1 pseudogene is annotated in these 261 nt (G+C 50.2%); it reads right to left on the reverse strand.

Annotated features, from left to right (window positions below):
• Positions 1 to 261: pseudogene (locus Q4563_RS20630) on the reverse strand (hypothetical protein); the annotation flags it as partial.

Here is a 261-nt window from a genome sequence, read left to right on the forward strand (position 1 = left end):
GTGTAGTGCATCACCAGGTTCGGGCGAATGGTACCGCCGTTACCACCAATCGTACCAAGACCAGGACCCCAGAAGTTAACCTGGGCAGCATCCATTGGAGCAGTTGCAAAGAAAGCACCACTCCAGGTTTGTCCCAGAGTAACCTTATCGAATTGCATATAAGCCTGACGCAACCGCCAGACATAAGTTGAAGAGCTGAAATAACCGCCGTAAAAGTCACCCTCAATCAAGGTCGTGATTATAAGGCCATCCACAACACGC

Source organism: Gilvimarinus sp. 1_MG-2023, assembly GCF_030548285.1.